Consider the following 26,816-nt stretch of genomic DNA (forward strand, 5'->3'; position numbering starts at 1 on the left):
ATCGTACTGATGTCATGTTGCAGGGCGGCGGTCCATCGCCCTGCAACATCAACAATGATGCCTGTTACTTCACAATACGCCAGATAAGATTGTTTGTTCCCAGCGATTGCTCATCACGCACACACTGCAACAGCACCCCTTCACTTTTCAGTACTGCCCCCTCGGTATAGCTCTGGTTCTCATAGATACAGCAGCGTTGACACGGAGGTTGACTGTTGCGGCTACCCTGAGTCCAGACTTCCGGTGGCATATCGACCACGACGTCAGCATTTCCGCCACCGTTATTGCCATTATTATTACCATGACCGTTACTGATGTAACGTTCAGCCATCGTTGGGGCGCTGATAGCAAGCAGCAGTAACATAGCCAGACGCAATTTCATCACTCGCTCTCCTTCTCTTTTGCCGCCTTACGGCGCGGTTTTTTCGCTTTGTTCGTCGACGGTGCTGGTAAGCCCCGGAAGGCATGCGCAGCGGGTTGCTGCCGCGCCTGATGGATAAGACTGTGCAATGTCTCTACCAGCGGGAACATAAAGTCCTGATAGCGGCACTGCTTCTCACTGATTTTAGTCAGCGTTGACTCCCACTGCGCGGTCATATCCGGCCGCGCGGCCATCTCCGGCAGCGAATGGATTAACGCGCGTCCCGCCGGGCTGGAGTGGATATAACGCCCTTTCTTAAATAAGAACGTGCGTTTAAACAACAGCTCGATAATGCCGGCGCGCGTAGCTTCCGTTCCTAAACCATCGGTCGCACGTAGCACTTTCTTGAGATCTTTATCCTGAACAAAGCGTGCAATGCCCGTCATCGCCGACAGTAACGTGGCATCGGTAAAGGGGCGCGGCGGCTGGGTTTGCTTATCGATCACTTCCCCGCGCTCGCACAGCAGCTCATCGCCCTTCGCCACCACGGGCAGCGGCGTGCCATCGTTCTCTTCATCACGCTCTTTGCTGCCCAGCAGCGCACGCCAGCCCGCTTCAGCAAGGAAACGCGCCTTCGCCACAAACTTGCCGCCTGCGATATCCAGCTCGATCACGCACTTACGATAGACCGCATCCGGGCAGAACTGCATCAGATACTGGGTGGCGATCAGCCGATAGATCTGCTGTTCGTTCTCCGTCAAAGAGACCCGGCTGCTGCGTGCTGTGGGGACAATGGCGTGGTGAGCATCTACCTTTTTATCATCCCAGCAGCGATTTTTTTGATCGCTGTTGAAATCAGCGGGTGGTGTCAGATCGGGCTGATGGGCATTGATGGCATTCAGTACCGCCTGACGCCCGGCAAAGTGCTCGTCGGGCAGATAGCGGCTGTCAGAACGCGGGTAAGTGATCAGCTTATGGGTTTCATACAGACGCTGACAGGTATCGAGAACAACCTGCGCACTCAGCCCAAAACGTTTACCCGCTTCAATCTGTAATGCCGACAATGAGAACGGCAACGGTGCAGTATCGTTCTCACGCTTGTCGTTATAGCTGGTGACCAGCGCGGGCTGGCCATCAATACGCGCCACTACATGGTCCGCCAACGGGCGATGCAGCAAACGCCCCTCTTCATCCTGATAAGGTTCACAGGAGTCACTGGGCTGCCACAACGCGACAAATCGTTCATCCTTTGGCGTGACGATATGCGCTTTCACTTCAAAAAAATCTTTCGCCACGAAGTTTTCAATTTCTTCATCACGGCGGACCACCAGCCCGAGCACGGGTGTCTGAACACGCCCCACGGACAGTACGCCATCGTAGCCTGCATTACGCCCCAGCAGGGTATAGGCGCGCGTCATATTGATGCCGTACAGCCAGTCGGCGCGTGAACGCGCCAGCGCAGAAACGCACAGAGGAATAAATTCGCGGTTTTCGCGTAGTCGCGGAATGGCTCTTTCCACCGCCTGCGGGTTGAGATCGTTAATCAGGCAGCGTTGTACCTTTGCCCGCTTTTCTACCGGCATGGTGAGGTAGTCCAGCACTTCATCGACCAGGAGCTGACCTTCACGGTCCGGGTCCCCCGCATGAACCACTTCACTGGCCTGCTCCAGCAAGCCTTTAATCACATTGAGCTGTTTGGCGACGGATGGTCGCGGCTTCAACTGCCACTTCTCCGGCACAATAGGCAGATCCGCCAGCGACCAGCGGGCGAACCGGCTGTTATAACTGTCAGGTTGCGCCTGTTCTAACAGATGCCCCACGCACCAGGTCACCACCTGGTCGGGGCCACAGGCAATATAACCATCACCACGGCGATGTGGTTTCGGCAGGACATCCGCAATAGCACGGGCAAGGCTGGGTTTTTCGGCAATAAACAAACGCATCCGGGGGTGAATTCCTGCTCAGGGTTTGACTTCAATAACGGCCCTTCCGGCCTGCGCCGTCAGGAGTTCGCCAATCGGTGTTAGCGAAATAGCATGTGCGGTCGCCATCGCCTCAACGGCGGCTTCCGCGCCCGGTAAAACGGCGAGTAACAGGCCACCCGAGGTTTGCGGGTCGCACAACAGATGACGCTGCATGTCGGTCATGGGCCCCACCAGCTGACCGTAGCTGGCAAAGTTACGCCCGGTGCCGCCAGGCACACATCCCAGGGAAATATACTCTTCAACGCCCGGCAAACGCGGGATCGCGTGGAACCACAGATCGGCATGCAATCCGGCACCCTGACACATCTCGCTCAGATGTCCCAGTAAACCAAAGCCGGTCACATCCGTCATGGCACTGACCCCCGCTTCAGACGCGAAGGCCGCACCGATCTGATTAAGCTGGCACATGGTGGCCGTCGCAAGGCCCTGGTGCTCCTGACGCAGCAACGATTTCTTCTCTGCGGTGGTCAGGATACCAATCCCTAAGGGTTTGGTGAGATAAAGGCGGCAGCCCGGCAAGGCTTCGCTGTTACGTTTTACCTGGTCGGTATTGACGATGCCCGTGACAGCCAGGCCGAAGATTGGCTCCGGCGCATCAATAGAGTGCCCCCCCGCCAGGCTGATCCCCGCCTGTTCACAGACGCTGCGCCCACCTTCTATCACTCTACGCGCAATTTCCGGTGCCAGTACGTTAACCGGCCAACCCAGAATGGCAATCGCCATAATCGGTTTGCCGCCCATCGCCCAGATATCACTGATGGCGTTAGTCGCAGCAATACGTCCGAAATCGTAGGGATCGTCGACGATTGGCATGAAAAAATCGGTGGTGCTGACCACTGAGGTGCCGTTACCCAGGTCGAACACGGCCGCATCATCGCGGGTTTCATTTCCCACCAGCAAATTGGGATCTTTGCGCAGCGGGTGATCGCTGTGCAGAATACGATCCAGCACCGCCGGGGAAATTTTACATCCGCAGCCTGCTCCATGGCTGTACTGCGTCAGACGAATCGTGTTCTCGTTCATCTGCATCACTCAGAAATAGCTGACGAATGGCGCGCTGTCTGGCGACTGAATAGTGGTAGAGGATTTCAACTGCGGCGTACCCAGATAGAGGAAACCGACTATCGCATCCTGTGCACGGCAACCAAATGCCTGGCGTACCGCTTCGTCTTCTGTCCAGGCACCACTGCGCCAGATGCCGTTAAAACCCTGTGCCGCTGCGGCCATCTGCATTGCCATCACGGCGCAGCCAGCAGAAACCACCTGCTCCCAGTGCGGGACTTTGGGGTGCTCTTCACAGTGAGCCACCACGGTAATAATCATCGGAGCACGGAACGGCGCCTGCTGCGCTTTTTCAATGGCTTTATCATCCAGCTGTGCATCACGCGAGACGTTTTCCAGCAGCGCACTGAAGCGATCGCGCCCTTCATTTTCAATGATGATAAAACGCCACGGCTGTAAGGTGCCGTGATCGGGAGCACGCATACCTGCCTGCAGAATGTTTTCCAGCGCTTCACCTGTCGGAGCTGGCGCAGCCAGACGGGATGCAGAGCGGCGGTTAACCAGTAATTCCAGAGCGTCCATAACTTCCTCCTGATAATAATTTGTATCCCGCAGAAACTAGCACAGGATGATGTTTTGTTACAGCATTGCGCTTTTTCCTGCTGACAATTACGCCACTGCTAATTAGGATGTGAGCTATTACGGCCCGGTTTAGCGGTTACGCTGTCATCGACATCACGCGTATCGGGTATTTCATTGCGATTATGGAGAGTTTATGCGCGTCTTGTGGCGAATTATCGCTAATTTTTTTAAGTGGACTTGGCGGGTGCTGAATTTCGTACGCGAATTTATTCTCAACCTTTTCCTTATTCTACTGATCCTGGTGGGCGCGGGTCTCTGGTTCCAGTTTAACAGCGCCAGTACGCCTGCCGATGTTCAGAAAGGCGCACTGACCGTCGACCTCAGCGGTGTGGTGGTCGACAAACCGTCTGTCAGCAACACCATGAGTAAACTGGGCCGCCAGCTGCTGGGTGCCAGCAGCGATCGCCTGAAAGAAAACTCACTGTTTGACGTGGTGGATGCGATTCGCCAGGCCAAAGGCGATGCCAAAATTACCGGCATGGTACTGGATCTGCGCAATTTTGCGGGCGCTGACCAGCCGTCACTGCAATATATTGGTAAGGCACTGCGCGAGTTCCGCGACAGCGGCAAACCGATCTACGCTACCGGCGACAGCTACAGCCAGGCACAATATTATCTCGCCAGTTTTGCGAATAAGATTTACCTCTCCCCACAGGGTACGGTCGATCTGCATGGCTTTGCCACCAATGGTCTCTACTACAAAACGCTGCTGGATAAACTGAAAGTCAGTTCCCATGTCTTCCGCGTCGGGACCTATAAATCAGCGGTTGAGCCTTTCCTGCGTGATGATATGTCACCTGCGGCACGCGATGCCGACAGCCGCTGGGTCGGTGAGCTGTGGCAAAACTATGTGAATACGCTGGCGGCCAACCGTCAGATCACCGCAGATCAGGTCTTCCCGGGTGCACAGGGCGTGCTGGATGGCCTGCAGAAAGTCGGTGGCGATACCGCTCAGTATGCCAAAGACGCCAAACTGGTGGATGAACTGGCCTCTCCGTCCACCGTGGATCAGCAACTGGTGAAAACATTCGGCTGGGATAAACAGGCGAAAGACTATAACGGCACCAGTATTTATGACTATCCGCTGAAAAATGCCCCGACCACCGATGGCAACATCGCGGTGATCATGGCTAATGGCGCGATTATGGATGGCGAAGAGACACCAGGCAGCGTGGGCGGTGACACCACTGCAATGGAAATCCGTGATGCCCGCCTTGATCCGAAAATCAAAGCTATCGTCTTCCGCGTGAACAGCCCGGGCGGCAGCGTGACGGCCTCTGAAACTATCCGTGAGGAGCTGGCAGCTGCGAAGGCAGCCGGTAAGCAGGTAGTCGTTTCGATGGGCGGTATGGCAGCCTCAGGCGGTTACTGGGTCTCTACACCGGCTAACTACATCATTGCCAGTCCGAATACGCTGACCGGCTCCATCGGCATTTTCGGCGTGATCAACACCGTTGAGAACTCGCTGGATGCTATTGGCGTGCACACGGACGGCGTAGCGACCTCACCGCTGGCTGATATTGCCAGCACCAAGGCGCTGCCGACGGAAGTGCAGCAGTTGATGCAGTTAAGCATCGAGAACGGCTATAAAAACTTCCTTAACCTGGTGGCAACGTCACGCAACAAAACACCGGAACAGATTGACCAGATTGCACAGGGCCATGTCTGGACCGGCAGTGACGCGAAAGCGAACGGACTGGTCGATGCCCTGGGTGACTTTGACGATGCCGTCGCCAAAGCTGCAGAGCTGGCTAAACTCACGCAGCCGCAGCTCAGCTGGTATCAGAATGACCCCAGCCTGATTGAGGTGCTGTTCAGCCAGGTCGATGCCTCTGCACATGCGGCGTTACCTGAAACGCTGAAAGCCTGGCTGCCCGCTCCAATGATGGATGTGATGAATGCCATGAAGGATCAGCCAGGACTGATGAACGATCTGAATGATCCTCAGAACCGTTACGCATTCTGTCTGAGCTGCGGTAACGTCAAATAGCGGTGACCGCGATCACTATTCAGCCCGACGCCATCTGGTCGGGCTGCTTTTCCTCTCCTTTCCCCTTATACTGCGCTTTTTTGGCAAGTCTTGAGTTTACTAATGCAAAAGAAATCCATTTACGTCGCCTATACGGGCGGTACGATCGGTATGCAGCGCTCTGAACACGGCTTTATTCCGGTCTCCGGCCATCTGCAACGTCAGCTGGCCAATATGCCGGAGTTTCACCGCCCGGAGATGCCTGATTTCACCATCCATGAATACCAGCCGCTGATTGACTCCTCTGATATGACACCGCAGGACTGGCAATCGATTGCGGATGACATTCGTCAGAATTATGACAATTACGATGGCTTTGTCATTTTGCACGGCACCGACACCATGGCCTTTACGGCCTCTGCGCTGTCGTTCATGCTGGAAAACCTGGCCAAGCCGGTGATTGTGACAGGCTCACAGATCCCACTGGAGCAACTGCGCTCCGACGGCCAGCAAAATCTGCTGAACTCACTGTTTGTCGCCGCAAATTATCCGATTAACGAAGTGACGTTATTCTTCAATAACACGCTTTATCGCGGTAACCGCACCACCAAAGCGCACGCTGACGGTTTCAATGCGTTTGATTCGCCAAACCTCGCCCCGCTGCTGGAAGCCGGTATCCATATTCGTCGTCTGAATACCCCTGCCGCACCTGCAGGCCAGGGAGCGCTGATCGTGCATCCGATTACACCGCAGCCGATTGGCGTGGTGACAATCTATCCGGGCATTTCTGCTGCCGTGGTGCGTAACTTCCTGCAACAGCCGGTAAAAGCACTGATCCTGCGTTCTTATGGCGTCGGGAATGCTCCGCAGAACAAAGAGTTCCTGCAGGAGCTGAAAGAGGCTTCCGATCGCGGCATTGTGGTCGTTAACCTCACGCAGTGCATGTCCGGTAAGGTCAATATGGGGGGTTACGCCACCGGAAACGCTCTGGCCCTGGCTGGCGTGGTGAGTGGTGCCGACCTGACCGTTGAGGCTACACTGACCAAACTGCACTTCCTTCTGAGCCAGGACCTGACCAGCGACGAAATTCGTCAGCTGATGAAACAAAACCTGCGTGGTGAACTCACCCCGGACTAATCCAACGGAGTAACTGATGCGTGACCGCCAGGCGTTGTTGTTGATTGATCTGCAAAATGACTTTTGTTCTGGTGGCGCGCTGGCTGTCAGTGACGGCGATCAGACGATTGCGGTGGGAAACCGCCTCGCTGCCGAGTTCCACCAGCGCGGTGAGCCGGTGATTGCCACGCTGGACTGGCATCCGGCTGGGCACGGTAGTTTTGCCAGCAGCGCTGGCACGCAGCCTGGGACCCTCGGTGAGCTTCACGGCCTGCCGCAAGTGTGGTGGCCGGATCATTGCGTGCAGCACAGCCACGGCGCGCAGTTGCACCCTCAGCTTAACCAAGCGCTGCTGACACTGCAGGTATGCAAAGGCGAGAATCCGGATATCGACAGCTACAGTGCGTTTTATGATAACGGCCAGCGTCACCAGACGCCGTTACATGCCTGGCTCCAGGCGAACGGCATCACGGCGCTGACGGTCATGGGGCTGGCAACAGATTACTGTGTTAAATACAGCGTGCTGGATGCACTGGCGCTGGGCTATCAGGTCACTCTGGTGAGCGCCGGATGCCGTGGGGTCAATTTGCAGGCTGATGACAGCCAGAAAGCCCTGGCCGAAATGGCCCTGGCGGGCGCGAAAATTATCTAAAGGCTACAAAATGACCGGGCGGGACTGAGGCCCACCCGGTCATACCACCAGGACGAATTATTCCGGAAGGAATAATTTACTGGAGTTTTATTCGCGTGATCGCATCGTCGCTGATCCCGAACTCTTCTTTGAGCTGTTTCTTACTTTTCATCACGATTTCCCCGCCTTTCGCGACACTCATATGTTGCGGGTTTTCATTGTGACGCGCCTGCCACAGCAAGACTAATTGTAAGCTGTTCTCTTTCTGCTCCGGCGTCAGTGCCACGCCATCAGCCCACTTGCCAGTCTCTACCGCCGTCACCAGTCGCTGATACACGTCTGGTGTCATACTGGCAATCATTTCATCCAGTTCCATCGCGACTCCTAGCCCTGAGTACTGTTGCCGTCTTCGTCAGTAAAACTCAACGAAGCGGAGTTGACGCAGAAGCGCTCACCCGTCGGCTGTGGGCCATCCGGGAACACATGACCAAGGTGAGAATCACAGCTTCCGCACCGGATTTCAATGCGTTGCATGCCATGAGTGTCATCTTCCAGATAGCGAATCGCATCATCACTGTAGGGCTCATAGAAGCTGGGCCAGCCGCAGCCTGAATCATATTTTGATCCGGACAGAAACAACGGTGCCTGGCAAACCAGGCAGTGATAAATGCCTTCGTGCTTGTTATGCAGCAATTTGCCGGAATACGGCGGTTCTGTGCCGCGCTGCTGTGTCACGTAGCGCTGCATCTCGGTTAACACATTTTCGGGTGAGAAAGGTGTATCATCTTTAGCCATGTTAGACTCTCTGGCAGTGTTATTCTGAAATTATCGGCTAGTATTCTAACAAATACTTAACAAGAGCAGGTGAATTTTTCGTATCGGGTGCACAAGGTGATCCAGTCAGCGTTGAATTTGTGACGCAGATCACCCTTTGGATCCATCACCCCTTTATATCCGGGCAACTTGCCCCAAGATCAATGGTGTTCATGCGTCAAGAAATAGGTTTTGTGTTGAATAATTCCTGGTCGACAGTTTGATTTGTCGCAACAATTGACACGATTCCGCTTGACGCCTGGTATGGTTTTTGTAATTTTACAGCCAACCTTTTATTCACTATCAACAAGCTGGTGGAATATATGACTATCAAAGTAGGTATCAACGGTTTTGGCCGTATCGGTCGCATCGTTTTCCGTGCTGCTCAGGAACGTTCTGATGTAGAAATCGTTGCAATCAACGATCTGCTGGACGCAGAGTACATGGCTTACATGCTGAAATACGACTCAACTCACGGCCGTTTCAAAGGCACCGTGGAAGTCAAAGACGGCCATCTGGTTGTTAACGGCAAAACCATCCGTGTTACCGCTGAGCGTGACCCGGCTAACCTGAAGTGGGATGCAGTAGGCGTCGATGTGGTTGCAGAAGCGACCGGTATCTTCCTGACTGACGAAACTGCACGTAAACACATCGAAGCTGGCGCGAAGAAAGTTGTACTGACTGGCCCATCTAAAGATGACACCCCAATGTTCGTTATGGGTGTAAACCACAAGTCATATGCTGGCCAGGATATCGTTTCTAACGCGTCCTGTACCACCAACTGCCTGGCACCACTGGCTAAAGTGATCAACGACAACTTCGGTATCGTTGAAGCACTGATGACCACTGTTCACGCAACTACCGCGACTCAGAAAACCGTTGATGGCCCGTCTCACAAAGACTGGCGCGGCGGCCGCGGCGCATCTCAGAACATCATCCCTTCTTCTACCGGTGCTGCTAAAGCGGTAGGTAAAGTGATTCCTGAGCTGAACGGCAAACTGACCGGCATGGCGTTCCGCGTTCCTACTCCTAACGTTTCTGTTGTTGACCTGACTGCACGTCTGGCTAAACCAGCATCTTACAAAGAAATTTGTGCTGTGATTAAAGCGGCTGCCGAAGGCGAGATGAAAGGCGTTCTGGGTTACACCGAAGACGAAGTGGTTTCTACCGATTTCAACGGTGAAACACTGACTTCTATCTTCGATGCGAAAGCGGGTATCGCACTGAGCGACACTTTCGTTAAACTGGTTTCCTGGTACGATAACGAAACTGGTTACTCCAACAAGGTCCTGGACCTGGTTGCTCACATCGCTAAATAAGCGACGTGAATGAGACTGAGGGCGACGGAAGTCGCCCTTTTTTTATGGTTAAATTTCAGAAGGCTGACTCATGAACGAGAAACTCTTTTCACTGCCCGTGATTAACCAGATTACCCCTTACCTCTCTCAGCGTCAGGTTGGCGAATTACCCGTTGTCGTCGTGGCGCATCCTAAAGTGCGTGCTGCCGTGACGTTACAGGGTGCCCAGCTGATTGCCTGGCAACCTGCCGGTGAAAAACCGGTGATCTGGTTAAGCGATAAAACCGCCTGGAATGTGGGTAAAGCTATCCGCGGTGGTGTGCCGATCTGCTGGCCGTGGTTTGGCCCGGCTGGCGAACCTGCGCATGGCTTTGCCCGTATCCTGCCGTGGACGCTGACCGCTCACGATGAAAATGAAAACAGCGTGATGCTGACCTTCGAATTAAAAAGCAGTGAACAAACGAAGAAATTCTGGCCGCACGATTTTACGCTGTTTGCCCGTTTCCGCTTCAGCGATCGCTGTGAGATTGAACTGGAAGCCCACGGTGACTTCGATGCCACCGCCGCACTGCACAGCTACTTTGAAGTGGCTGACATCGCCGGTGTTGAAGTCAGCGGCCTAGGTCCGAGTTATATCGACAAGGTCAACAACGGAGTCACCGGCACCTCAGCGGAAGGTAAGCAAACCTACCCGCAACGCATTGACCGCATCTATACCCAACCGGCAGATTGCAGCGTGATTGACGATAAGACGGGTCAGCGTGTAATTGAGGTTTACCACCATCATCAAAGTGACGTTGTCACATGGAATCCCGGCGCGGAGCTGTCATGCAGTATGAGTGATATGGCTAACGAAGGTTTTAAGACCATGGTGTGCGTGGAAACGGCCCATGTCAGTCAGCCGATGAAAAGCGCGGGTGAACAACCTGCCCGCCTGGCGACCACCTTCCGGGTGCGCAGTAAGCGTTAAGAATAGACCGGAGTGACCCTTTTCGGGCCGCCCCTGCTCTGCCTGCCCCGGACTCAGACCACATCCAGCGGTTGCTTTGTTTCTGGCGGTGGGAATGCCTGATTGATCAGTGCCAGTTCCTCGCTGGTCAGTACCACCCCGAGCGCCGCAGCATTGTCATCAACATGCGCAATGCTGCTCGCTTTCGGGATCGCCATCACTCCTTCTTTACGGATCACCCACGCCAGCAGCAGCTGCGCCATGCTGATGCCCTTTTGTTGTGCAATTCGGGTCAGCGTCGGGTGACTCATCAGCTCTGTGCGTAATCGACCCGCCTGCGCCAGGGGGCAATAAGCCATCAGCGGCATCGCCAGCTGCTGACAGTCAGGCAGCAAATCATACTCAATTCCACGGGATGCCAGATGGTAAAGCACCTGGTTAGTAGCGCACTGCGCGCCGCCTTCTTCAGCAAGTAACTCGTGGAGATCATCGCTGTCAAAATTAGACACCCCCCAGCGGCGAATTTTTCCCTGTTGTTGCAGTGTTTGCATCGCACGTAGCGTCTCTTCCAGCGGAATATTTCCCCGCCAGTGCAGAAGATAGAGATCGAGATAATCGGTGTTCAAGCGTGTCAGGCTGCGCTCACAGGCATCAACAGCATCCACCTCACTGGCATTCCACGGATAAACTTTGGAGACCAGATACGCCTGGTCACGACGCCCGCGCAAGGCCTCACCCACCACCCTTTCAGCGCCGCCATCGGCATACATCTCGGCGGTATCGATCAGCTTCAGACCCCGCTCCAGCCCGGCTTGCAAAGCAGCGACCTCCTGATGATGTTGAGCAGCGTCTTCCCCCATAAACCATGTACCCTGACCTATCGCAGGCAGCTCGGTGCCATCGGCAAACGTGACGACTCGGTTCATCTTTCTCTCCATGCACTTTTTTAGGGCGCCACCATGATAAAAAAGGGCGCAGAGCGCCCTTTTTTAGTGCAGAGTGATGGCATCAGAAGGTATAGCTTACCCCGGTCCACAACAACATCTGTGAATCTCTATCCACCATCGGGCTGTCTTTAATTTCATCAGCAAGACGGCTGTAACGACCTGAAAGGGTGGCATTCCAGTTCTGACTGATGGCCCAGCCTGCGGTCAACTCAACGTACGGGCTCCAGCTGCTGTCCGGATCGTAACGATCCAGCCCGCTGCGGCGGGATTCCGCTGACGAGATACCATAATAATACCCGTTCTGGTTTGAGCTGTTCCATAACGCGCCGATACCCGGTGTCAGGTTAAACTGGCCGAATTCAAAGCGATACAGGTAGGTCAGGTCCCAGATAATGCCGTTACTGTTGTCCAGCATGTCACCCACCAGCGTGGTGCGCACGATGCCCCAGTCGGCTGAGTGACGATACGCCAGGCCACCCATCAGGGTCATATGGCGCTTATTCAGCGATTTCATATCCCCGTCATCGACATCATCCGGATCATAGTTCTGCGGCGAACCCAGGACGGTCAGAGACAGCTGGTCCTGCTGGTCTTTCCACAGGAAATACCCGGCCTGAAGGCTACGGATATAGAAGCTGTCGCCCTCATAATTGATGATGGGAACCGGATAGTAACGGTCCTGACCGCTTTTATAAGGGCTCTGGCTATAGAGCAGCGACGCGCCCAACGTTAACGGATTGGCTTGTGCGAGAGGCGCAGCAAAACAGACAGGTAAAAGTGCAGTAAGCGCTGTAAGTTTGAATTGGTTCACAATTTATTCAGTCCATTAATATAACAATCGGTCATCAGTCTAAACATTATGGTCGTTTTGAGTCATACATTTACATTATTAGTAGCACATATAATCAATAACCCGAAAGAATGCGGTTGCAGATGCCAGTTGTTGAGGTTTACAAAAACCCGTCAGCCCGCATCCACTAAGGGGATGGTATAGCTGGTTTATAACTTTGTTATTGAAATTTCATTGAAAATGCCAAGCGAATCAGGAAATTTCCTAAATGCGATCTACGCTTATTTATAAGACGCTAAATTCCAACGAGCAGAGTGACCAGCATTTTTGTGTTTCCCGATAAAAAAAGTCAGGTTGGCATAAGGGTTGCTGTACTCACTGTAAGTTCCTTCAGGGGCTGACCAAACTTAGGCTCCTGGTACCTGTGCTAAAAACGAAAGGACGGGCATCGCCATGAATATATTCGATCACTACCGTCAGCGCTATGAAGCTGCCAAGGACGAAGAGTTCACACTGCAGGAATTTCTTACGGTTTGCCGGCAAGATCGCAGTGCATACGCCAATGCGGCGGAACGACTGTTAATGGCTATTGGTGAGCCAGTAATGGTGGATACCGCGCTGGAGCCACGCCTTTCCCGCCTGTTCTCTAATCGTGTTGTTGCGCGCTATCCTGCATTCGAAGAGTTTTATGGTATGGAGGATGCGATTGAGCAAATCGTTTCCTACCTGAAACATGCGGCACAGGGCCTGGAAGAGAAAAAACAGATCCTGTATCTGCTGGGCCCGGTCGGTGGCGGGAAATCCTCTCTGGCCGAACGTCTGAAATCACTGATGCAGCGTGTGCCCATCTATGTGCTCACGGCAGATGGCGAACGCAGCCCGGTGAATGACCATCCGCTGTGCCTGTTTAATCCGCAGGAAGATGCCAACATTCTTGAAAAAGAATACGGCGTTCCACGTCGTTACCTTGGCACCATCATGTCGCCGTGGGCCGCCAAACGCCTGCACGATTTCGGTGGTGATATCACCCGCTTCAAGGTCGTGAAGGTCTGGCCGTCGATTCTTGAACAGGTCGCGATTGCCAAAACCGAACCTGGCGATGAAAACAACCAGGATATTTCGGCGCTGGTGGGTAAAGTGGATATCCGTAAACTGGAAAACCACGCGCAAAACGATCCTGATGCTTATGGTTATTCCGGAGCGTTATGCCGGGCGAACCAGGGGATTATGGAGTTCGTTGAAATGTTTAAAGCGCCTATCAAGGTGCTGCATCCGCTGCTGACGGCCACCCAGGAAGGGAACTATAACGGGACTGAAGGGATCTCTGCCCTGCCGTTTAACGGGATAATCCTCGCGCACTCCAACGAATCTGAGTGGGTGACATTCCGTAACAACAAGAATAACGAGGCGTTCCTTGACCGTGTTTACATTGTCAAAGTGCCTTACTGCCTGCGCGTGTCGGAAGAGATCAAAATCTACGACAAGCTGCTGGTTAACAGTGAACTGACCCACGCACCTTGCGCGCCGGGTACGCTGGAAACACTGGCTCGCTTCTCGATTCTGTCGCGCCTGAAAGAGCCGGAAAACTCCAGTACCTATTCGAAAATGCGCGTCTACGACGGTGAAAGCCTGAAGGATACCGATCCTAAGTCGAAATCCTACCAGGAATACCGCGATTACGCAGGTGTGGACGAAGGGATGAACGGGTTATCTACCCGCTTCGCCTTCAAAATTCTCTCCCGTGTGTTCAACTTCGACCATGCTGAGGTCGCAGCTAACCCGGTGCACCTGTTCTATGTACTGGAACAGCAGATCGATCGTGAGCAGTTCCCGCAGGAACAGGCTGAGAAATACCTTGAACACCTGAAAGGCTACCTGATCCCGAAATATGCCGAGTTTATTGGTAAAGAAATTCAGACGGCGTACCTGGAATCTTACTCTGAATATGGTCAGAACATCTTCGACCGCTATGTGACCTACGCTGACTTCTGGATTCAGGATCAGGAGTATCGTGATCCGGATACCGGGCAGTTGTTTGACCGTGAGTCCCTGAACGCAGAGCTGGAAAAAATTGAGAAGCCGGCCGGGATCAGTAACCCGAAAGACTTCCGTAATGAGATCGTCAACTTTGTTCTGCGCGCCCGTGCTCATAATAATGGCCGTAATCCGAACTGGACCAGCTATGAGAAGCTGCGCACCGTGATCGAGAAGAAAATGTTCTCGAACACCGAAGAGCTGCTCCCGGTCATTTCGTTTAACGCTAAAACATCCACCGACGAACAGAAAAAACACGACGATTTTGTCGACCGTATGATGGAAAAAGGCTATACCCGCAAACAGGTTCGCCTGCTGTGCGAATGGTATTTGCGCGTAAGAAAATCGTCCTGATTCGGAAGTCGCATCCATTCGGGTCAGGGCTGATGCCCTGACCCGAATGGCAACACTGTTTGGGGGAGCTATGGCCTATTTTATCGATCGGCGTCTTAACGGTAAAAACAAAAGCGCGGTCAATCGTCAGCGCTTTTTGCGCCGCTATAAATCGCAAATCAAACAGTCGATCTCCGAGGCCATTAATAAGCGTTCGGTTACCGACGTTGAGAGCGGTGAATCCGTCTCTATTCCAATTGAAGATATTAACGAACCGAGTTTTCATCAGGGACGCGGCGGCCAGCGCCATCGCGTTCATCCAGGTAATGACCACTTCGTCCAGAATGACCGCGTGGAGCGCCCACAGGGCGGTGGCGGAGGGAGCGGCAGTGGTCAGGGTAATGCCGGAAAGGATGGTGAAGGCCAGGATGAGTTTGTCTTCAATATCTCGAAAGATGAATATCTCGATTTGCTGTTTGAAGATCTCGCATTGCCGAATCTGAAAAAGAATCAGCATCGTCAGCTCAATGAGTATAAAACCCACCGTGCGGGCTATACCGCTAACGGTGTACCGGCCAATATCAGCGTGGTGCGCTCATTACAAAATTCGCTGGCGCGGCGTACCGCCATGACGGCGGGGAAACGGCGTCTGCTGGCCGAACTGGAAGAATCGCTGTTGCTGGTTGAAAACAGTGAGCCGGCTCAGTTGCTGGAAGAAGACCGGCTGCGGAAAGAAATTGAAGAGCTGCGTGCCCGCATCAAACGCGTGCCCTTTATTGATACCTTTGACCTGCGCTATAAAAACTTCGAAAAACGCCCGGAGCCATCCAGCCAGGCCGTGATGTTCTGTCTGATGGACGTGTCGGGTTCAATGGACCAGGCCACTAAAGATATGGCTAAACGTTTTTATATTCTGCTGTATCTGTTCCTCAGCAGGACCTATAAAAACGTCGATGTGGTGTATATACGTCATCACACTCAGGCAAAAGAAGTCGATGAGCAGGAATTTTTCTACTCACAGGAAACAGGTGGGACGATCGTGTCCAGCGCACTAAAACTGATGGATGAAGTCGTGAAAGAACGTTACGACCCGACCCAGTGGAATATCTATGCCGCACAGGCTTCCGATGGCGATAACTGGGCCGACGACTCACCGCTGTGTCACGAAATCCTGGCAAAAAATATTCTGCCCGTGGTGCGTTACTACAGCTATATCGAAATCACCCGGCGCGCTCACCAGACCTTGTGGCGTGAATATGAACATCTGCAATCGACCTTCGATAACTTTGCCATACAGCACATCCGTGAACCGGAAGATATCTATCCGGTGTTCCGTGCTCTGTTCCACAAACAGGCAGAAGAGAATTACTGATGTCTGTCCTCAGCCGACGTCTGCCGTCGGCTGAGAAATTTTGTATATAGTCCATTCCCCGCTTTTAACCCGTGTCATACTGCCCTCCTGCCAGGCTTTTATCTGGCTTTCACGCCTTTTTTTCGAGTCTGCATCGCTAATGCGTCAAATAAAGCCCATTTTGGTCGCACTCAGCGGCATTTACTTCTGGCTGTTTTGCGATATTTTATTCTGACTGACCTTTTCTTCTGTCCGTAAATGAATTGCGTACAGATTTTGTACCCTTCACACCGTGAAGTGGTTTTTTACTCATCACAGGAGAGATGCCCATTGGAAGCCAGCGCGATTTATAGTTTGTTCATTATTGGTTCTGTGCTGGTTGCGTCGAGCATTTTACTCAGCTCTTTTTCATCGAAACTGGGTATCCCGATTCTGGTTATCTTCCTGGCGCTCGGTATGCTGGCGGGTGTGGACGGTATTGGGGGGATCGCCTTTGACAACTACCCCGCGGCCTATCTGATCAGTAACCTGGCACTGGCAGTGATCCTGCTGGATGGCGGTATGCGCACCCAGGCCAGTTCGTTTAAAGTGGCGCTCGGTCCGGCGCTGTCGCTGGCAACGGTGGGCGTACTGATCACCGCGGGACTGACAGGTCTTGCCGCAGCCTGGCTGTTTGATCTCAACCTGATGAACGGTTTTCTGGTGGGGGCCATTATCGGTTCCACCGATGCCGCTGCGGTGTTTTCACTGCTGGGCGGTAAAGGCCTGAATGAGCGCGTCAGCGCCACGCTGGAAATTGAGTCCGGCAGTAACGACCCCATGGCCGTATTCCTGACCATCACCCTGATTGAGATGATTCAGCAGGGCCAGAGCGGATTAAGCTGGATGTTTGTGGTGCACCTGGTGCAGCAGTTTGGACTGGGCATTGTGCTTGGGCTCGGCGGCGGCTGGGCCTTACTGCAATTGATTAACCGTGTCTCTCTGGCCAGCGGTCTCTATCCACTGCTTGCCGTCAGCGGAGGCATTCTGGTCTTCGCCCTCACCACCGTTCTGGAAGGCAGTGGCATCCTCGCCGTCTACCTGTGCGGCTTTGTGCTCGGTAACCGCCCTATTCGCAACCGTCATGGCATTTTGCAAACCTTTGACGGCATGGCGTGGCTAAGTCAGATCGGCATGTTCCTTGTGCTCGGCCTGCTGGTCAATCCCACCGATCTCTGGCACATCGCTATTCCGGCCACGTTGTTATCACTCTGCCTGATTCTGGTCGCACGCCCGCTGTCGATAATGATTGGGCTGTTGCCGTTTCGCGGTTTCAATATTCGCGAAAGGATTTTTATTAGCTGGGTCGGGCTCAGAGGTGCCGTGCCGATTATTCTTGCCGTCTTCCCGATGATGGCCGGGCTGCCACATGCCTCCCTGTTCTTCAACATTGCCTTCTTTGTGGTGTTGGTGTCACTGATGGTTCAGGGCACATCACTGGGTTGGGCAGCGCGCAAAGCCAGGGTTGTCGTTCCGCCGATGGCTTCGCCTATTTCCCGCATCGGTCTGGATATTCACCCGGAGAATCCCTGGGAGCAGTTTGTTTATCAGCTCAGTGCCGACAAATGGTGTGTAGGTGCCGCGCTGCGTGACCTCAGAATGCCGCGAGAAACACGTATTGCCGCGTTGTTCCGCGATAACCTGCTGTTACACCCGTCCGGCAGCACCCGCCTGAGAGAGAATGATGTGCTGTGCGTCATTGGCCGTGAGCGTGACCTGCCCGCACTCGGCAAGCTGTTCAGCCAGTCCCCGCCGGTGTCGCTGGATCAACGCTTCTTTGGTGACTTCATTTTGCAAGCCGATGCGCGCTTGCACGATGTCTCCGAGATTTACGGTATTGAACTGGATGAGGACTCTGATACTCAGCAAACGCTGGGACAGCTGGTGCTGGGGATGATTGGCGGCGCACCCGTGGTCGGTGACCAGGTGGAATGGAAAAACATGGTCTGGACCGTGGCTGAGAAAGAGGCTAACGAGATCGTCAAAATCGGCGTCAGGGTTCAGGAAGAAAGGGAATAATCTTTCCTGATTTCATTCAGAACTGGAATCCCACTCCACAAGATTTGTCTGAAACCGTCATATTTAACCCTGGCGGTTTCAGATTCATCAAATAGTGATTTTTTGTTTATCGTATTGTCATATTTTTTATTTATATCTTTCATTTAGCACCAGAGCTTAAGATTAATCCCCTGTTTGATTTTTCATCTTCTTTTAGGATTATCCCGTATTAACTAACTCAAATAACTCCTGCATACTTATCACTTCATTATGTGACGGATATAGCGTGGTTATCTCATCTCCCACCGCTCCGCTGCCCTGAACACAGTTACGATAATGGCAACACCGACGTCAGTCTGATAAACCCAGAAGGTTTACTAAAGAGACTCCTGGACGCGTGCTTTATCCTCGTCAGGTCATTGATTTCTCATGATAAGAGAGCAGGCATTATGGCAAGTACTCTGGTACTGAATGAAAGTCGCCGGACATTCAGCGGCACACGAAAAAACATTATTGCGAAAGTTGCGTTAAGTTTCTCAGATTTACTCTCCATCAATCTGGCACTGTTTTTATCCGCAGCGACGCTGCAGGGTATTTGGGGTAATCTGGATATTTTTATCCCGCCGCAAGAAGTTGAAGTCCGCTTTATCGCGCAATTCATTATGTCAGTATTATGTACCGCATGGTTCTGGATGCGCCTGCGCCACTATACCTACCGCAAACCCTTCTGGTTTGAATTAAAAGACATTATTAAAACGCTGGTGATCTTTTCACTGTTAGACCTGGCACTGATTGCGTTTTCCAAATGGGATTTCTCCCGCATGCTCTGGAGTTTCACCTGGCTGTATGCCTTGATTCTGGTGCCTCTCCTGCGCTCATGCGTTAAGAATGCCATCCTGAAAGCGGGACAGTGGCAGAAACACACCATCATCATTGGTTCCGGTAAAAATGCCCGTGAAGCCTATGCCGCGCTGCAAAGCGAAGAGCTGCTGGGCTACGACGTGAAAGCCTTCGTTGCCCCGAGCGGTGAAAAGAACGGCGCTGATAGTTTCAATGGCATCCCGGTGATCACACACAAAGATATTGTCTGGGAGACTGTCGACCTCGATAACACCCAGTTTATTGTAGCGATGGAGAACGACCAGCGCGCCATTCGCGATAAATGGCTGAAACTGCTGTCGAAGAAAAAGTGCCGCTCAGTCTCCGTGGTGCCAACGCTACGTGGCGTGCCGCTGTACGGTACGGATATGTCCTTTATCTTTAGCCATGAAGTGATGCTGCTGCGCGTCAGCAATAATCTGGCGAAGCGCTCTTCACGCTTCCTCAAGCGCACCTTTGACGTTGTGGTGGCCTCACTGCTGTTGCTGTTCCTTGCTCCGGCATTTGGTTTGATCTGCTGGATGGTCAGCCGTGATGGCGGCAGCCCGATCTACGGTCACGAGCGTGTTGGTCAGGATGGGAAGAAGTTTAAATGCCTGAAATTCCGTTCGATGGTGATGAACTCGAAGGAAGTGTTGGAAACCCTGTTGGCCACCAGTGAAGAAGCACGCGCCGAGTGGGACAAAGACTTTAAACTGAAGAACGATCCCCGTGTCACCAAAATTGGCTCATTTCTGCGTAAGACCAGCCTGGATGAACTGCCGCAGCTGTGGAACGTCATTCGTGGTGAGATGAGTCTGGTGGGCCCACGTCCGGTGATTGAAGCAGAACTGGAGCGTTATGCCGGTGACGTGGATTACTACCTGATGGCTAAACCGGGTATGACAGGACTGTGGCAGGTGAGCGGTCGTAACGATATCGACTATGACACCCGTGTTTACTTCGACTCCTGGTATGTCAAAAACTGGGCGTTGTGGACCGATATCGCCATTCTGTTCAAAACAGCCGGTGTGGTACTGCGCCGCGACGGCGCGTACTAACCTGAGCTGAACAGTGCCAGCCATCGTCATTGCCTGCATCCGGCCATGACGATGGCCACATCCCCGAGCGCTTTTATCACTTTCTCCTTTTCTTTTCCCTCTGTTATCTCTACCCTGTCCGGCTTGCTTTAATCTGGACGCCACACCTGCTATGCAAAAATTTACGCTACTGTTACTCAGCCTGGTGCTGCTTGCACCGTTAGGCATTGACCTCTATTTGCCCACGCTGCCCGATATTGCTCTCGGTCTGAATACGCCCGTTTCTGCCATCCAGACAACGATCCCTTTGTTTTTACTGGTGATGGGCCTGGGGCAAATTATCGCCGGACCGCTGGTGGATAATCTGGGCCGTAAACCCATCGCGCTGATTGGTCTTCTGCTGTATGTCACCGGAAGCATCCTGGCCGCCACCGCCACCGGCTGGCCGCAGTTCCTCAGCGCCCGTGTCATTCAGGGCTGTGCCGTGTGCTGTACCGCCGTCGTGGCGTTCAGCGGCGTACGCGACCGTCTTAATGGTGAAGAAGCGGCGCGTGCTTATGGATTCTTAAACGGCGCGTTAAATATCGTCCCGGCCCTGGCACCGATGCTGGGTGGCTTCCTGGCCGATGCATTTGGCTGGCGGGCGAACTTTTGGTTCCTGACCGGTTATGCGCTGTTTATTGCCGTACTGGTGATGCTGTTCCTGCCGGAAACCCGCCCTGCTGATACGCAAAAGGTGAAAGGTTTACCCGTGCGTCAGTACTGGCAAATTCTGCGTCAGCCGCGTTTCCTCGCCTTTGCTTTTGCCAACGCGGGCGCACTGGGTATGGTGCTGACCTATGTTTCTCTGGCTCCGCAGGTTTTGATGACCGAAGGCAAACTCAGCGCACTGCAATTCTCCATCGCGTTTGGTGCTAACGGCTTCTGGATTATGCTGGTCAGCGTGCTGGTGAATAAGATGATCCGAAAACTGGGTCGCCCGATTTGTCTGGCAATTGGCGCACTGGCGATGACAATTGGTGCGATAACGTTAATGGGCGGTGTGATGCTGTTCCCGGCGGCCATGCAGACACACTGGGCGCTGTATATGCTGCCCGTTGCTATCTCCGTTGCCGGACTGGCCTTCACCGTGGGACCTGCAACCAGCTACGCCCTGGAGCCTTATCAGCAGCAGGCCGGTGTCGCCTCTGCACTGGCAGGTTTTATTCAGATGGCGGGAGGATCGTCGGCGGGTCTGTTAGTGATGGCGCTACCGATTGCGGAGAAATCCGCGCTGGCACTGATGATGGCGGCCGGTGCGCTGCTGGCACTGACCGCCTGGCGTATCAGTAAAAATGTGCGCGGTACGCTGACCTCGCTCTAAGATTATTCAACGATCACCGGCACCCGGGGGGCGAGCGCGCACATCAGCTCATAGCCAACGGTGCCGGCGGCGGCGGCCACATCATCAATTTTGACGTTGTTGCCCCACAGCTCAACCTGGCTGCCTATGCCCGCCTGAGGGCACGGGGTTAAATCGACAGTGATCATATCCATTGAAACCCGCCCGACCGTCTGCGTCATCACACCATCAACCAAAATCGGCGTTCCGGTCGGCGCATGACGGGGATAACCATCAGCATAGCCGCAAGCGACCACTCCGATACGCTGTTCACCTGATGCACGGTACTGGCCGCCGTATCCCACAGCAGAACCCGCCGTCAGCTGCTGAATGCCGATCACTTCGCTGGTCAATGTCATCACGGGTTGCAAACCACTGCTGGCAATGTCCTGCCACTGGCCGCTGGGGGATGCGCCATACAGGATAATACCGGGGCGTACCCAGTCATGATGCGTTTGCGGATGCCACAACGTAGCCGCGGAGTTCGCCAGCGAACGCGCACAATTCAGCCCTTCAGCCGCCTGCTCAATGCGCTGCAAGGGTCCGGCAATACCTTCACTGGTTTCAGCGTCAGCAAAGTGGGCCATCAGCGTCATTTCACCAACGTTATCCAGGGAACGTAATTTTTGCCACGCGTTATGCACCTGATCGGGCTGGAAGCCCAGTCGGTTCATACCGCTGTTCATTTTGAGATAAATATCCAGTGGCGCCGAAAGCCTGGCTTTTGCCAGCGCCTGAATTTGCCAGTTACTGTGAACGCTGGTGGTCAGGCGATACTGGTCAATAATCGCCAGTTCATCCTGATGGAAGAAGCCCTCCAGCAGCAGGATCGGTTTTTTCCAGCCCTGTTCGCGTAACAGAATAGCCTCTTCCAGGTTGAGCAAGGCGAAACCATCCGTTTCCACCAGACTCTGCCAGACTCGCGCAATACCGTGTCCGTAGGCATTCGCCTTCACGACTGACCACAGGCGCGAACCACCCGCCGCCTGGCGCGCTACTGCCAGATTTTGCCTCAGCGCAGCGAGATTAATCGTTGCGAGAATAGGACGAGACATACTCTCTCCTTGTAAAAAAATACGATGAGTTAGCGAACATTGGCACTGTGCAGTGAGCGAGCCGGCGCCGGAATAAAACCTGGCAGATAGCGCATGACAGACAGATCGTCAGCGGAAATCGCGGGTGTCACACCGCTAATAATATCCGCAAGAAGCTGCCCTGAACCACAGGCCATTGTCCAGCCAAGAGTACCATGTCCGGTATTAAGGAACAGGTTTTTCAACGGGGTACGACCTACAATTGGCGTGCCGTCGGGTGTCATTGGGCGTAAACCACTCCAGAAAACCGACTGCTCAATATACCCACCTTGCGGGAAGAGATCGCCGACAACCATTTCCAGCGTGCGACGGCGTGCCGGTAACAGTTTGGTGTTAAATCCGACAATTTCTGCCATTCCCCCCACACGAATACGATCGTCAAAACGGGTGATCGCCACTTTATAGGTTTCATCCAGCACCGTTGAAATCGGTGCCGCAGCCGCATCTTTGATCGGTATCGTCAGTGAATACCCTTTTAGGGGGTAAACAGGCACCTTAACAATATCCTCTAACAGCGCCGTCGAGAATGACCCGAATGCCACCACATAAGCATCCGCAGTCACCATCTCGCCGCCACATTTGACGCCGCTGATGCGATTACCATCCTGTACCAGAGCATCGACAGAGGTATTGAAACGGAAGGTGACTCCCGGGTCTGCCGCCATCGCCGCCAGACGCTGGGTAAACAACTGGCAATCACCGGTTTCATCATTGGGCAAGCGTAAACCGCCCGTCAACTTGTGCTGGGTTGCCGCCAGTGCCGGTTCTGCTTGCAACAGCTGCGTGGCCTCCAGCAGCTCGTAGGGGACTCCGGCTTCTTTCAGGACCGCGATATCCTTCGCTGCACTGTCAAACTGCTGCGCGGTGCGGAATAACTGCAATGTTCCTCCCTGACGCCCTTCATAGGCAATGCCCGTTTCCTGGCGCAATGCTTTGAGGCAGTCACGGCTGTATTCCGCAATTCGCACCATGCGGCTTTTATTCTGCTGGTAATGGCGCATATCGCAGTTACGCAACATCTGCCACATCCATTCCAACTGGAAGCGGCTGCCATCAAGGCGGATCGCGAGTGGAGCATGGCGCTGGAACATCCATTTTACGGCTTTAAACGGCACACCCGGTGCCGCCCAGGGGGCGGCATATCCGGGTGATATCTGCCCTGCATTCGCCGCACTGGTTTCCAGTGCTACTGCGGGCTGACGATCGATTACCGTCACCTCATGTCCGGCCTGCGCCAGATACCACGCACTTGCCACACCCACCACGCCACTACCCAGAATGACAACTCGCATACCCACCTCATAGAGACACATTATAGAATTATGCACTGGACATTCGACATCAACATGGATGAAAACACCAGTGATAACACTCACATTACGCTGACATATTTCACATCTTTTTTACCCTCCAGGTAAATAAAAACAAGATGCCCAGCTTAATTCAGTCAAAACCTCTGGTTTAATAAATTAAGTAGCAGATAATAATTTAATCACAGCATATATGCGCAAACACCAGAACAATCCCACCCTGTCATAACTTAATACTATAAACAGGATATTATCCTGCAAAATGCATGTTTTTATGAATTTATTGTTACGTAAAAATCTTTTTTTAAACAGCACTGGATTTTGTATCGAAGATTTCAATTGTTTTAACGAGAGGGATACGAGACAGTGAACTATCATTGAGATATTGGCTTTAATTCCAGGCTTATCAGCGCCTCATTTGTGCGGGTGAGCCGAGATGAAAACGGACATTCTGCCGTAAGGTAATCCGGTTTTATAAAAAGGGGTGCGCTATGACCACGATCTTTGACGATCCGATTAAGGACAGCAAACGACTCGATGATGGACCAGACTGGACCTTCGACCTGCTTGATGTGTATCTCAAGGAGATCGACCGCGTCGCTAAATCCTACCGACTGGATACCTACCCGCATCAGATTGAGGTCATCACCTCCGAACAGATGATGGATGCTTATTCCAGTGTCGGGATGCCAATCAACTATGCACACTGGTCATTCGGTAAGAAATTTATCGAGACAGAACAGCGCTATAAGCACGGCCAGCAAGGTCTGGCCTATGAAATCGTCATCAACTCCAATCCGTGTATTGCCTATCTGATGGAAGAAAATACCATGACGATGCAGGCGCTGGTGATGGCGCATGCCTGTTATGGTCACAACTCCTTCTTCAAGAATAACTATCTGTTCCGCAGTTGGACGGATGCCAGCTCCATCGTCGACTACCTGATCTTCGCCCGTAACTACATTACGCAGTGTGAGGAGCGCTACGGAGTGGAAAACGTGGAACGGCTGCTCGACTCCTGCCATGCGCTGATGAATTATGGCGTTGACCGCTACAAACGTCCGCAAAAAATCTCCTTGCAGGAAGAGAAAGCGCGGCAACAGAGCCGTGAAGAGTACCTGCAAAGCCAGGTGAACATGCTGTGGCGCACCTTGCCACGGCGTGAGCGCGAGGAAGCGCAATTCGCCAACACGCGCTACCCATCCGAACCACAGGAAAACCTGCTGTACTTTATGGAGAAGAATGCGCCGCTGCTGGAACCCTGGCAGCGTGAATGTCTGCGCATTGTCAGAAAGGTCAGCCAGTATTTCTACCCGCAAAAACAGACTCAGGTGATGAATGAGGGATGGGCTACGTTCTGGCACTACACCATTCTTAATCACCTGTATGACGAAGGGAAAGTTTCTGAGCGCTTTATGCTGGAGTTCCTGCATAGCCACACCAATGTGGTCTTCCAACCCCCTTACAACAGCCAGTGGTATAACGGTATCAACCCGTATGCGCTTGGCTTTGCGATGTTCCAGGATATTAAGCGCATCTGCGAGGAGCCAACGGAAGAAGATCGTCACTGGTTCCCGGATATTGCCGGTTCTAACTGGCTGGATACTCTACACTTTGCGATGAAGGAGTTTAAGGACGAGAGTTTTATCAGCCAGTTCCTTTCACCGAAGATCATGCGCGATTTCCGCCTGTTCACGGTGATGGATGACGATCGCAATAATTTCCTCGAAATTGCGGCCATTCATGATGAAGCGGGCTACCGGGCGATCCGTCAGCAGCTCTCCGCTCAATATAATTTGAGCAATCTCGAACCGAATATACAGGTTTATGACGTGGATCTGCGTGGGGACCGATCGCTGACCTTACGCTATGTTCCGCATAACCGCGCACCGCTGGATAAGAGTCGTCGGGAAGTGTTGAAGCATGTACATCGTCTGTGGGGCTTTGACATCAATCTGGAACAACAGAACGATGATGGCACAGTGGAGATCCTCGAACGCTGCCCGCCCCGCCCGGGCACCACTATCTGATCTGAGGTCAGCCTCAATGTGAAGAGGGCGCCCCCCCAATGGGTCGCCCTCTTTTTCTGTTTCTTAGGGCTGACCGCATAAAGAGGTCAGCCCTTTTTATCGACTTAACGGCGAGCAGGCGGCAGATCGGTTGGCATACTGGTCTGCATGGCATGCCAGATTTCCCCGCTGCGACGACCATAGTCGCGCACGCTGTCTACAATCAGGTCATATTGCTGGGTATGAAGGATATTCAGCAGTTGCTGATAGAAAGCCTGTGCCAGACGTCGCGCTTCCGGGTTGGAGAAATAGTGACGCCCAACGCGCGTATACAGCCCTTTCAATCCATTGATGATCAAACCGTAAATAGGGTTACCCGAGGCGAACGCCAGCCCACGGAAGATGCTGTAATCGAGATTGGTATAGGCTTCTGCCTGGTCGTCCACGTGACTTGCGGTTTCCAGCACTTCACGCGCTTTATCCGGGTAAGTACGGATAGCACGACGAATAAAGATAGACGAAATATTGGTGCGAACTGACAGCAGGTTATCCACTAACTGCGGTACGCTGTCATGATCGAGACGGGCCAGTGTTTCCAGAATACTTAATCCGGAGGTTTCCCAGAAATTATTCACTTTGGTCGGTTTGCCGTGCTGAATGGTCAGCCAGCCATCGCGCGCCAGGCGCTGTAAGACTTCTCGTAGTGTGGTTCGGGTGACACCTATCAGTTCGGAGAGTTCGCGTTCAGCAGGCAGAATTGAACCTGGTGGGAAACGGTTATTCCAGATACTTTCAATGATGTACTCTTCCGCGAAACCCGCAGGGCTCTGCGCCTTAATAACCATAGCGTTCTTCTTCCGTTGCGT

The 26,816-nt window shown here is 53.2% G+C and carries 22 protein-coding genes; 11 read left to right on the forward strand and 11 right to left on the reverse strand.

From position 1 onward, the window contains the following. Window positions 1-64: 64 nt before the first annotated feature. Genes WH277_RS26855 through WH277_RS26870 form a run of 4 tightly spaced genes read right to left on the reverse strand, consistent with a single transcriptional unit; the run spans window position 65 to window position 3,930 of the window. Window positions 65-382: a YnjH family protein gene (locus WH277_RS26855; RefSeq protein ID WP_133842143.1), complete on the reverse strand. Its 318-nt coding sequence runs from the start codon at window positions 380-382 to the stop codon at window positions 65-67. After that, window positions 382-2,304, reverse strand: a complete 1,923-nt coding sequence (locus WH277_RS26860; RefSeq protein ID WP_339507386.1) for a DNA topoisomerase III — start codon at window positions 2,302-2,304, stop codon at window positions 382-384. The genes WH277_RS26855 and WH277_RS26860 overlap by 1 nt, the downstream gene beginning before the upstream one ends. A gap of 18 nt (window positions 2,305-2,322) precedes the next feature. Further along, the gene (gene selD, locus WH277_RS26865; RefSeq protein WP_339507387.1) at window positions 2,323-3,369 is read right to left on the reverse strand and encodes a selenide, water dikinase SelD; all 1,047 of its coding nucleotides are present in this window, start codon (window positions 3,367-3,369) and stop codon (window positions 2,323-2,325) included. Between the two features lie 9 nt (window positions 3,370-3,378). After that, window positions 3,379-3,930 (reverse strand): NAD(P)H nitroreductase, encoded by a 552-nt coding sequence (locus WH277_RS26870; RefSeq protein WP_133841865.1) that lies wholly within the window; start codon window positions 3,928-3,930, stop codon window positions 3,379-3,381. 193 nt (window positions 3,931-4,123) lie between these two features. On the opposite strand from WH277_RS26870, the gene sppA reads away from it, so the two are divergent. The 3 genes from sppA to pncA all read left to right on the forward strand — a co-directional run bounded on the left by sppA (window position 4,124) and on the right by pncA (window position 7,727). Beyond that, window positions 4,124-5,980, forward strand: a complete 1,857-nt coding sequence (sppA, locus tag WH277_RS26875) for a signal peptide peptidase SppA (RefSeq protein ID WP_339507388.1) — start codon at window positions 4,124-4,126, stop codon at window positions 5,978-5,980. A gap of 102 nt (window positions 5,981-6,082) precedes the next feature. Continuing rightward, complete coding sequence (ansA, locus tag WH277_RS26880) at window positions 6,083-7,096, forward strand: asparaginase (RefSeq protein ID WP_133841863.1); 1,014 nt, start codon at window positions 6,083-6,085, stop codon at window positions 7,094-7,096. Between the two features lie 16 nt (window positions 7,097-7,112). Further along, entirely contained in the window at window positions 7,113-7,727 is a 615-nt protein-coding gene (pncA, locus tag WH277_RS26885; protein WP_133841862.1) for a bifunctional nicotinamidase/pyrazinamidase, read from the forward strand. A gap of 76 nt (window positions 7,728-7,803) precedes the next feature. On the opposite strand, the gene WH277_RS26890 is transcribed toward pncA, so the two are convergent. Both WH277_RS26890 and msrB read right to left on the reverse strand, forming a co-directional pair. Further along, window positions 7,804-8,082 (reverse strand): YeaC family protein, encoded by a 279-nt coding sequence (locus WH277_RS26890; protein ID WP_133841861.1) that lies wholly within the window; start codon window positions 8,080-8,082, stop codon window positions 7,804-7,806. Between the two features lie 8 nt (window positions 8,083-8,090). Then, entirely contained in the window at window positions 8,091-8,501 is a 411-nt protein-coding gene (msrB, locus tag WH277_RS26895) for a peptide-methionine (R)-S-oxide reductase MsrB (RefSeq protein ID WP_159336546.1), read from the reverse strand. 341 nt (window positions 8,502-8,842) lie between these two features. Between msrB and gapA the strand changes: the two genes are divergently transcribed. Continuing rightward, entirely contained in the window at window positions 8,843-9,838 is a 996-nt protein-coding gene (gene gapA / locus WH277_RS26900; protein WP_166653688.1) for a glyceraldehyde-3-phosphate dehydrogenase, read from the forward strand. A gap of 70 nt (window positions 9,839-9,908) precedes the next feature. Beyond that, the gene (locus WH277_RS26905; RefSeq protein WP_133841858.1) at window positions 9,909-10,787 is read left to right on the forward strand and encodes a D-hexose-6-phosphate mutarotase; all 879 of its coding nucleotides are present in this window, start codon (window positions 9,909-9,911) and stop codon (window positions 10,785-10,787) included. A gap of 53 nt (window positions 10,788-10,840) precedes the next feature. Here the strand turns inward: WH277_RS26905 and WH277_RS26910 are convergent, their stop codons facing one another. Next, complete coding sequence (locus WH277_RS26910; RefSeq protein ID WP_133841857.1) at window positions 10,841-11,692, reverse strand: aldo/keto reductase; 852 nt, start codon at window positions 11,690-11,692, stop codon at window positions 10,841-10,843. 82 nt (window positions 11,693-11,774) lie between these two features. After that, window positions 11,775-12,524, reverse strand: coding sequence for a MipA/OmpV family protein (locus tag WH277_RS26915; protein ID WP_133841856.1), 750 nt, complete (start codon window positions 12,522-12,524; stop codon window positions 11,775-11,777). A 432-nt stretch (window positions 12,525-12,956) separates the two neighbouring features. Here WH277_RS26915 and yeaG point away from each other — a divergent pair, with 432 nt between their 5' ends. The 5 genes from yeaG (at window position 12,957) to WH277_RS26940 (ending at window position 21,519) form a co-directional block, all read left to right on the forward strand. Beyond that, the gene (gene yeaG / locus WH277_RS26920; protein ID WP_133841855.1) at window positions 12,957-14,891 is read left to right on the forward strand and encodes a protein kinase YeaG; all 1,935 of its coding nucleotides are present in this window, start codon (window positions 12,957-12,959) and stop codon (window positions 14,889-14,891) included. 70 nt (window positions 14,892-14,961) lie between these two features. Further along, window positions 14,962-16,242, forward strand: coding sequence for a YeaH/YhbH family protein (locus WH277_RS26925; RefSeq protein WP_133841854.1), 1,281 nt, complete (start codon window positions 14,962-14,964; stop codon window positions 16,240-16,242). 309 nt (window positions 16,243-16,551) lie between these two features. Next, window positions 16,552-18,279, forward strand: coding sequence for a potassium/proton antiporter (locus tag WH277_RS26930; RefSeq protein ID WP_339507389.1), 1,728 nt, complete (start codon window positions 16,552-16,554; stop codon window positions 18,277-18,279). 428 nt (window positions 18,280-18,707) lie between these two features. Beyond that, on the forward strand, window positions 18,708-20,177 hold the full coding sequence (gene wbaP, locus WH277_RS26935; RefSeq protein WP_133841852.1) for an undecaprenyl-phosphate galactose phosphotransferase WbaP: 1,470 nt from the start codon (window positions 18,708-18,710) through the stop codon (window positions 20,175-20,177). A 151-nt stretch (window positions 20,178-20,328) separates the two neighbouring features. Then, window positions 20,329-21,519 carry a multidrug effflux MFS transporter gene (locus WH277_RS26940; RefSeq protein ID WP_159336545.1) on the forward strand — a complete coding sequence of 397 codons (1,191 nt, stop codon included), beginning with the start codon at window positions 20,329-20,331 and terminating at the stop codon, window positions 21,517-21,519. Between the two features lie 2 nt (window positions 21,520-21,521). On the opposite strand, the gene dadX is transcribed toward WH277_RS26940, so the two are convergent. Continuing rightward, window positions 21,522-22,592 (reverse strand): catabolic alanine racemase DadX, encoded by a 1,071-nt coding sequence (gene dadX / locus WH277_RS26945; RefSeq protein ID WP_133841850.1) that lies wholly within the window; start codon window positions 22,590-22,592, stop codon window positions 21,522-21,524. 29 nt (window positions 22,593-22,621) lie between these two features. Next, window positions 22,622-23,923 (reverse strand): D-amino acid dehydrogenase, encoded by a 1,302-nt coding sequence (locus tag WH277_RS26950; protein WP_339507390.1) that lies wholly within the window; start codon window positions 23,921-23,923, stop codon window positions 22,622-22,624. Between the two features lie 509 nt (window positions 23,924-24,432). On the opposite strand from WH277_RS26950, the gene WH277_RS26955 reads away from it, so the two are divergent. Then, window positions 24,433-25,971, forward strand: a complete 1,539-nt coding sequence (locus WH277_RS26955) for a SpoVR family protein (RefSeq protein WP_133841848.1) — start codon at window positions 24,433-24,435, stop codon at window positions 25,969-25,971. 104 nt (window positions 25,972-26,075) lie between these two features. Here WH277_RS26955 and fadR read toward each other — a convergent pair whose 3' ends face one another. Then, window positions 26,076-26,795: a fatty acid metabolism transcriptional regulator FadR gene (fadR, locus tag WH277_RS26960; protein WP_133841847.1), complete on the reverse strand. Its 720-nt coding sequence runs from the start codon at window positions 26,793-26,795 to the stop codon at window positions 26,076-26,078. Window positions 26,796-26,816: the final 21 nt, after the last annotated feature.

The organism is Erwinia sp. MYb416 (genome assembly GCF_037479575.1).
Lineage (GTDB): Bacteria > Pseudomonadota > Gammaproteobacteria > Enterobacterales > Enterobacteriaceae > Erwinia > Erwinia rhapontici.

Bases quoted from the DNA above. Each gene is read 5' to 3' on its own strand.
- WH277_RS26925 (WP_133841854.1), top strand. From the start codon at position 14,962: ATGGCCTATTTTATCGATCGGCGTCTTAACGGTAAAAACAAAAGCGCG.
- WH277_RS26950 (WP_339507390.1), bottom strand. From the start codon at position 23,923: ATGCGAGTTGTCATTCTGGGTAGTGGCGTGGTGGGTGTGGCAAGTGCG.
- WH277_RS26870 (WP_133841865.1), bottom strand. From the start codon at position 3,930: ATGGACGCTCTGGAATTACTGGTTAACCGCCGCTCTGCATCCCGTCTG.
- fadR (WP_133841847.1), bottom strand. From the start codon at position 26,795: ATGGTTATTAAGGCGCAGAGCCCTGCGGGTTTCGCGGAAGAGTACATC.
- pncA (WP_133841862.1), top strand. From the start codon at position 7,113: ATGCGTGACCGCCAGGCGTTGTTGTTGATTGATCTGCAAAATGACTTT.
- WH277_RS26905 (WP_133841858.1), top strand. From the start codon at position 9,909: ATGAACGAGAAACTCTTTTCACTGCCCGTGATTAACCAGATTACCCCT.
- gapA (WP_166653688.1), top strand. From the start codon at position 8,843: ATGACTATCAAAGTAGGTATCAACGGTTTTGGCCGTATCGGTCGCATC.
- msrB (WP_159336546.1), bottom strand. From the start codon at position 8,501: ATGGCTAAAGATGATACACCTTTCTCACCCGAAAATGTGTTAACCGAG.
- WH277_RS26910 (WP_133841857.1), bottom strand. From the start codon at position 11,692: ATGAACCGAGTCGTCACGTTTGCCGATGGCACCGAGCTGCCTGCGATA.
- yeaG (WP_133841855.1), top strand. From the start codon at position 12,957: ATGAATATATTCGATCACTACCGTCAGCGCTATGAAGCTGCCAAGGAC.
- WH277_RS26855 (WP_133842143.1), bottom strand. From the start codon at position 382: ATGAAATTGCGTCTGGCTATGTTACTGCTGCTTGCTATCAGCGCCCCA.
- WH277_RS26890 (WP_133841861.1), bottom strand. From the start codon at position 8,082: ATGGAACTGGATGAAATGATTGCCAGTATGACACCAGACGTGTATCAG.
- wbaP (WP_133841852.1), top strand. From the start codon at position 18,708: ATGGCAAGTACTCTGGTACTGAATGAAAGTCGCCGGACATTCAGCGGC.
- selD (WP_339507387.1), bottom strand. From the start codon at position 3,369: ATGAACGAGAACACGATTCGTCTGACGCAGTACAGCCATGGAGCAGGC.
- sppA (WP_339507388.1), top strand. From the start codon at position 4,124: ATGCGCGTCTTGTGGCGAATTATCGCTAATTTTTTTAAGTGGACTTGG.
- WH277_RS26940 (WP_159336545.1), top strand. From the start codon at position 20,329: ATGCAAAAATTTACGCTACTGTTACTCAGCCTGGTGCTGCTTGCACCG.
- ansA (WP_133841863.1), top strand. From the start codon at position 6,083: ATGCAAAAGAAATCCATTTACGTCGCCTATACGGGCGGTACGATCGGT.
- WH277_RS26955 (WP_133841848.1), top strand. From the start codon at position 24,433: ATGACCACGATCTTTGACGATCCGATTAAGGACAGCAAACGACTCGAT.
- dadX (WP_133841850.1), bottom strand. From the start codon at position 22,592: ATGTCTCGTCCTATTCTCGCAACGATTAATCTCGCTGCGCTGAGGCAA.
- WH277_RS26860 (WP_339507386.1), bottom strand. From the start codon at position 2,304: ATGCGTTTGTTTATTGCCGAAAAACCCAGCCTTGCCCGTGCTATTGCG.